The 2,529-nt window shown below is 70.6% G+C and carries 2 protein-coding genes; both read right to left on the bottom strand.

Features of this window, described 5'->3' with window-relative positions:
- Nucleotides 1–1,676: xanthine dehydrogenase family protein molybdopterin-binding subunit (locus AB0I18_RS51870; protein WP_363112862.1), on the bottom strand; the 1,676-nt coding region annotated here is incomplete at its 3' end.
- Nucleotides 1,673–2,529, bottom strand: an 857-nt coding sequence (locus AB0I18_RS51865) for an FAD binding domain-containing protein (protein WP_363112861.1), incomplete at its 5' end; no start/stop codon positions are given. The genes AB0I18_RS51870 and AB0I18_RS51865, both read right to left, overlap by 4 nt.

Raw genomic sequence — 2,529 nt, 5'->3', positions numbered from 1 at the left:
CGCCGGTACGTCTCCCCGCGGGTGGGCTCGTCCTTCACAGACAGCCGACCGCCTCGCACGACGATGCCGGCGGGGTCGACGCCGTGCAGCGGTGAGTCCTCGTCGTTGACCGCGAGCGTGATGGCCTGCTTGCGCAGCTTGTCGCAGCCGTCCTGGACGGCGGATCCGACACTGGCCATGGTCCGTGAGCCGTGATGGCCGGGGGCCGGGGGCATGAGGGAGTCGCCGAGCCGGAACCTCACCTGGCGCATGGTCAGGCCGAGGGCGTCGGCGGCGACCTGGGTCATCGAGGTGGCCGTGCCGGGGCCCATGTCACTGGTCGCGGACTGCACCAGGGCGGTGCCATCGGCGTCGAGCCTGACCGACGCCTGGGCCGCGCTGCGCGCGGTGTCGTAGACACCGGCGGCCATGCCCATGCCGATGAGCCAGTCGCCATCACGCGTCGAGCGGGGCTCGGGGGTGCGCCGGTGCCAGCCGAACTCGCGGGCGCCGACGCGGTAGCAGTCACGCAGGCGGCGGGTGGAGAACGGCAGATTGGTGGACTCGTCGTCGGCGGGTTCGTTGCGCAGCCGCAGCTCGATCGGGTCCAGGCCCAGTTCCTGGGCGAGTTCGTCCATCGCCGTCTCGACGCAGAACGCGCCGCTGGAGTAGCCGGGGCCGCGCATCCATGTGGGCGTGTTCACGTCGAGCGGTACATGCTCGTACACCTGGCGGACGTTGGGCGTGCTGTAGAGCATCCGGCCGGCGGCGAGAACGTCTTCGCTGTGCGTTTCGTAGCGGGAGGACTCGGTGCGGACGTCGTGCACCGACGCGGTCAGGCGGCCTCGCCGGTCGCTGCCCAGCCGCAGGTCGTACTCGTATGCGGGCCGGAATCCCACGCCGAAGTACGTCTGCCTGCGGGTGAGGACGAGTTTTACGGGGCGTTTCACCTCGCGGGCGGCCAGGGCCGCGATGGAGGTGTGCACCCAAGTCCGGCCGCCACTGCCGAAGGCGCCGCCGACGGCCGGCGAGATGACGCGGATGCTGCCCGGCGGCATGCCGAACTCTGCGGCCATGGTCTCCACGGTGCCCTGCACATGCTGGGTCTTCTCCCAGAGCGTGAGCTTGTCGCCCTCCCAGCGGGCGACGGTACCGGCCGGCTCCATCGGGTTGTGGTGGTTGCGGGCCATCCGGTACGCCAGGTCCAGCTTGACGTCGGCGGCCTCCAAGGCCTCGTCCGCATCACCGCGCGCATAGGTCTCGGGATCGTCCGCAGGGTCGGCGGCGCCGATGTCGGTCGAGGGAGGCTGGGTGTCGTAGGAGACCTTCACCAGGCTCGCCGCGTGCTGTGCTACCTCCAGCGTGGTCGCCACCACGACCGCGACGGGCTGTCCGAAGAACCGGACGCGGTCGTCCTGGAAGGGGCGAAGCGCCTCACCCGGTGGGTATCCCGGTTCACGGGGCGGCAGCTTGGGCGCGTTGAGGTGACTGATCACCTTCACGACGCCGGTCTGGGCTTCGGCGGCACGGGCGTCGATGCCGGTGACACGGCCGCGTCCGACACTGCTGTCGACGACAACCGCGTGCACGACCCCGTCGGGGCTGTTGTCTCCGGCGTACTTCGTTCTCCCGGTGACCCTCAGCCGTGCGTCGACCCGGGGCACCGCCGCACCGACTGCTGCCTGTGGCTGGCTCACTTGGTGCCTCCTACGGTGCGCAGCTGACGTTCGACGGTGCGTTTGAGCAGCTCGGCCTTGAAGCCGTTGTGCTTGAGGGGACGTGCCCCGTCGATCGCGTGCTCGGCGGCCTCGGCCCACAGCCGGTCGGAGGGGCGTTCGCCGATGAGGTGGCGCTCGACGGCGGGCAGTTTCCAGGGCACGGTGCCCACGCCTCCGGCGGCCACCTTCGCCTCGCGGATCACTCCGCCGCCGATGTACAGGGCGACGGCCGCCGAAGTGAGCGCGAACTCGTAGGACTGCCGGTCGCGCACCTTCAGGTAGCCGGATTTCAGGGGGCGTGGGTGGGCCGGGATCTCCACGGCCGTGATCAACTCGCCTGGCCGGATGGCCTGTTCACGGTTCGGGGTGCTGCCCGGCCGGAGCAGGAAGTCGGCGAAGGGCAGGCTGCGTTCACCGTCCGGGCCCAGCAGGTGCACGGTGGCCTCCAGTGCCGTGAAGGCGACGGCGGCGTCGGAGGGGTGGGTGGCCACGCAACTGTCGGAGGTGCCCAGGATCGCGTGGCTGCGGTTGTAGCCGTGCAGTGCGGCACATCCGGCGCCGGGCTCACGCTTGTTGCAAGGGGCGGTCACGTCGCGGAAGTAGGTGCAGCGGGTGCGCTGCATGATGTTGCCGCCGATGGTGGCCATGTTGCGCAACTGGGCGGACGCGCTCAGCTCCAGCGCCTCGGAGATGACCGGGTACAGGGTGCGCACCTTGGCGTGGGCGGCGGCCTCCGTCATCCGCACGAGAGCGCCGATGCGCAGGCCACCGCGCTCGGTGGCGGTCACCTCCCGCAGCGGCAGATCACTGATGTCCACCAGCGTTTCCGGGC

Source organism: Streptomyces sp. NPDC050704 (assembly GCF_040654355.1).
Taxonomy (GTDB): Bacteria; Actinomycetota; Actinomycetes; order Streptomycetales; family Streptomycetaceae; genus Streptomyces.
This window is presented reverse-complemented; position numbering and strand designations above follow the sequence as displayed.